Below are 3,590 nucleotides of genomic sequence, written 5' to 3'. Positions count from 1 at the left end.
TGCTGCCATTTCTTCATTGTCAGGCATTGTCATTTCATACGTTACAGCGCCTGTTTTTGTTTGTGCATAAAATTGTGTAGATACAATTGCAAAGGCAACGAATGCTAATTTTTTTAAGTTTTTCATATGTAATTGGGTTTAATTTAAAGATTAGTATATTATTTTAATAAGAAGTTACAATTTAAAGTTACTTTTTTAGAAACTTTTTTGGAAACAACACTCGGTATTTCAATATCAAAGTCGGATACATTAACGTTAAAGTCTGTTTTAATTTCTATATCCGAACCCGTTTTTTTAATTTTTGCAATTGAAGTAATGTCTTTACTTTTTCCGTGAAGTTCTAATTTACCTTTAATAGTATAATCTTTTAAAGTCGAAGTTAATTTAGTAACATCAAAATTCTCAATTTTACCTTTAAAAGTTGCTTTAGGAAATTTAGAACTTTCAATGTAATTTTCATTAAAATGCTCTTCCATTAATGCAATTTTAAAACGAAAACCTTTCATTAAAGCCAAAACCGCAATTTCGCCATTATTAGTATTCATAATGCAAGTTACCGCGTTGTTTTTTGCTTTAATTTCTTCAAAAGAAGGTACAGAAGCTTCAAAACTAATGCTGCCAGTTTTGGTTATTTTTTTTTCTTGTACAGGAGTCAAACTCATTAATGCAATCCATACAAATAGTGCGAATTTTTTCATTTTAAAGTAGTTAAGGGGTAATATTCAAATTATTCTAAAAGTCCGTCAGTATTCCAATCTATTATTAAATCTATTGAAGATTGTGGAAGTCGAGTTCCTTGATAGGGCATCATTCCTGAAGCGCCTTGAGCTCTTGAAACACGATCAATAAGACCATTGTTAAGTACAGAATTTTTTACTTGTATGTAAGTTGCTAAAGACGTTTGTGCACCAGCCGATGGAGTAGTACCATGGCAAGCTACGCAATTATTATCTATAATTGGCTTTATGTTTTGAATGTATTTTGTTGTATTTGAAGTTAAAGGAGTTGTTAAATCATCTTCAGAATGATTGCTACAACCAAAAATAAAAAATAAGGTGCTAAAAATTAAATAATGTATTTTATTCATGTTAAAATTGTTTTATATTCACAATATTACAAAATAATTTATAAGTTTGTGCATAGAGAATAAAAATATATGAAAAAAATAGTAGTTGGTTTAGTTGTACTGTTTGCGATACTTTTGGTGTCTTACAAATATTTATATCATGCACACAGAGATATTGCAAATGAGGAAGCTGTTTTTTCAGTAACAGTGAAACAACTTTCGAATGATTTTTTGCAAGATGAAGCCAAAGCAAATTTAAAATACTTAGATAAATCGATACAAATTACGGGAAAAGTTACTAATGTTGATATAGCTAACAAAACCATAGTATTGGACGAAAAAGTATTTCTACTATTAAAAGACGCCAATGTTGTTAAATTAAATGAAACTATTTTGGTTAAAGGAAGAGTTATTGGATACGACTCATTATTAGAAGAAATAAAAATAGATCAAGCTGAAATTAAATAATTATGACAAAGAAAATTACTTTTTTATTTTGTGTATTCCCATTTTTAATGGTTGCTCAAGACGATTTACTTAATGAAATCGATACAATATCTGACGCAAATGAATCAGAAGTTGCTGCATTTAAATCATTAAAAATTGTAAATTTAGAATCTACAAAATTAGCATCAAAAGGCGATATGTATTTTGTGGTAGCACACCGTTTTGGTTATTTTGACAAAGGATTTGAAGATTTTTTCGGTTTGGATGAAGCCAATACACGTTTGCAATTTGTATATGGATTAACCAATGGTGTTACTATACATGCTTCTCGTTCTGGATTTCAAAAAACGTATGAGTTTGCTACTAAATACAGATTATTTGGACAGAAAAAGCAGGGCTTTCCTTTTGAAATTGTCGGATTTAATAGTTTAGCAATTAATACAGAATTAGAAAAAACAACCTTACCAAAATTAGAGTTCTCAGACCGTTTGGCTTATGTGAATCAAATTCTAATTTCAAGAAAATTCAACGATAATTTATCATTAGAAATTGCACCAACACATTTTCATCAAAATTATGTAGCCAATAATTCTCAAGACAATAGTCAATTTGCCGTTGGTTTAGGAGGTAGGTATAAGTTTACCAAACGTTGGTCGTTTAATTTGGATTATGCAGCACATTTAAACAGAGCATCTAATTCTACTTTCAAAAATCCACTTTCTATAGGATTCGATTTAGAAACAGGTGGTCACGTGTTCCAAATGCATTTTACAAACTCGCAAGCCATGCACGAATCGGGATATTTAGGTAATACGTCTGGAAGTTGGAATGATGGAAAAATAGCTTTTGGATTTAATTTAATTCGTGTTTTTTAATTTATGAAAATAGTATTTTTCTTTTTATTTATTTTTTCAACTACTTTTGCACAGAAAGATGTTTTTGCTGTGTCCAGAAATGGGAGTCTTTTAGAATTAAAAGAATTAATTAAGTCAGATTTAGATTGCATAAATAAAATAAATGAGAATGGATATTCCACTTTAATTTTAGCTATTTATTCTAATAATATTGAAGTTGCAAATTATTTATTGCAAAATGTGAACAATATTAATTATCTTTCTAAAAGTGGAACAGCATTGATGGCAGCAGTAATCAAAGAAAATTATGAATTTTCAAAGCAATTAATTGAAAAAAAAGCCAATCTTGATTTTCAAGATTCAAATGGTCAAACTGCCCTAATTATGGCAATAAATACAAATAATTTACCAATAATTGAGCTTTTAATTTCGGCTAAGGCAAATTTGAAAATAAAAGACAATTACAATAAAGAAGCCCTTGATTATGCTCTTAAAACAAATAATCAAAAAATTATTAATCTACTAAATTATTAACCATTACATTTTAAATTATGAAAAAAATTTTACTTTTTACACTCATTCTTTTTGGTATGATTGCTACTGCGCAAAATCATACTACTGGAGTAATCAATTTGACTACAGGTTATACAGTTAAATTTGATACTAATCCAACGACGGTAACAATGACATTAGTTGGCCCATCTAATAAATGGTTAGGGCTTGGATTTGGAATGACTTCAATGTTTTCAACTGGTGATGGTGTAATTGCATCTGGAGCATCAGCTACTTTAACTGATAGAAATTTCACAGGATCTGGAAGCACTCCAAATTCAGATGCAACACAAAATTGGACGACAACATCTAATTCAGTTGATGGTACTGGAACAGTTAGAACAATTATAGCTACAAGAGCTTTATCAACAGGTGATTCCTCAGGTTCAGATTTTACTTTTACAAATTCAACTGCTTCAATTAATTTAATATGGGCTTTAGGTAATGATTTAAATTTAGGTTACCACGGTTCTAGAGGTAATGGTGTTACAGGAACTTTTGCATTAAGTACTGACTCATTTGCTATGGCAGGTTTTAAACTATATCCAAACCCAGCAGATGATATTTTTGCTATTGAATTACCGAATGAATTTGAAACTGTTGAAGTTAAATTATTTGATGTTGTAGGTAAGTTAGTTTTTACTAAACAAATTTCTCAAATAGATAACAAA

6 protein-coding genes are annotated in these 3,590 nt (G+C 29.2%); 4 read left to right on the top strand and 2 right to left on the bottom strand.

The genetic code is table 11. The annotated features are described in order from the left end of the window. Positions 1–158: 158 nt before the first annotated feature. Together ACIQ11_RS09540 and ACIQ11_RS09535 are read right to left on the bottom strand one after the other, a co-directional pair. Positions 159–698 carry a YceI family protein gene (locus tag ACIQ11_RS09540; RefSeq protein WP_396154390.1) on the bottom strand — a complete coding sequence of 180 codons (540 nt, stop codon included), beginning with the start codon at positions 696–698 and terminating at the stop codon, positions 159–161. Positions 699–727: 29 nt separating this feature from the next. Beyond that, entirely contained in the window at positions 728–1,087 is a 360-nt protein-coding gene (locus tag ACIQ11_RS09535) for a hypothetical protein (protein ID WP_396154389.1), read from the bottom strand. A 69-nt stretch (positions 1,088–1,156) separates the two neighbouring features. On the opposite strand from ACIQ11_RS09535, the gene ACIQ11_RS09530 reads away from it, so the two are divergent. From ACIQ11_RS09530 to ACIQ11_RS09515, 4 genes are all read left to right on the top strand, one after another. Then, positions 1,157–1,534, top strand: a complete 378-nt coding sequence (locus tag ACIQ11_RS09530; RefSeq protein WP_396154388.1) for a hypothetical protein — start codon at positions 1,157–1,159, stop codon at positions 1,532–1,534. A gap of 2 nt (positions 1,535–1,536) precedes the next feature. Continuing rightward, positions 1,537–2,388, top strand: coding sequence for a DUF5777 family beta-barrel protein (locus ACIQ11_RS09525; protein WP_396154387.1), 852 nt, complete (start codon positions 1,537–1,539; stop codon positions 2,386–2,388). A gap of 3 nt (positions 2,389–2,391) precedes the next feature. Next, entirely contained in the window at positions 2,392–2,901 is a 510-nt protein-coding gene (locus tag ACIQ11_RS09520; protein ID WP_396154386.1) for an ankyrin repeat domain-containing protein, read from the top strand. 17 nt (positions 2,902–2,918) lie between these two features. Beyond that, on the top strand, positions 2,919–3,590 hold a 672-nt coding region (locus ACIQ11_RS09515), incomplete at its 3' end, for a DOMON domain-containing protein (protein WP_396154385.1).

The organism is Flavobacterium sp. (assembly GCF_044361065.1).
GTDB lineage: Bacteria > Bacteroidota > Bacteroidia > Flavobacteriales > Flavobacteriaceae > Flavobacterium.
This window is presented reverse-complemented; position numbering and strand designations above follow the sequence as displayed.

Excerpts from the sequence above, each read along its gene's own strand:
- ACIQ11_RS09520 (WP_396154386.1), top strand. The coding sequence starts at position 2,392 with ATGAAAATAGTATTTTTCTTTTTATTTATTTTTTCAACTACTTTTGCA.
- ACIQ11_RS09535 (WP_396154389.1), bottom strand. The coding sequence starts at position 1,087 with ATGAATAAAATACATTATTTAATTTTTAGCACCTTATTTTTTATTTTT.
- ACIQ11_RS09530 (WP_396154388.1), top strand. The coding sequence starts at position 1,157 with ATGAAAAAAATAGTAGTTGGTTTAGTTGTACTGTTTGCGATACTTTTG.
- ACIQ11_RS09540 (WP_396154390.1), bottom strand. The coding sequence starts at position 698 with ATGAAAAAATTCGCACTATTTGTATGGATTGCATTAATGAGTTTGACT.
- ACIQ11_RS09525 (WP_396154387.1), top strand. The coding sequence starts at position 1,537 with ATGACAAAGAAAATTACTTTTTTATTTTGTGTATTCCCATTTTTAATG.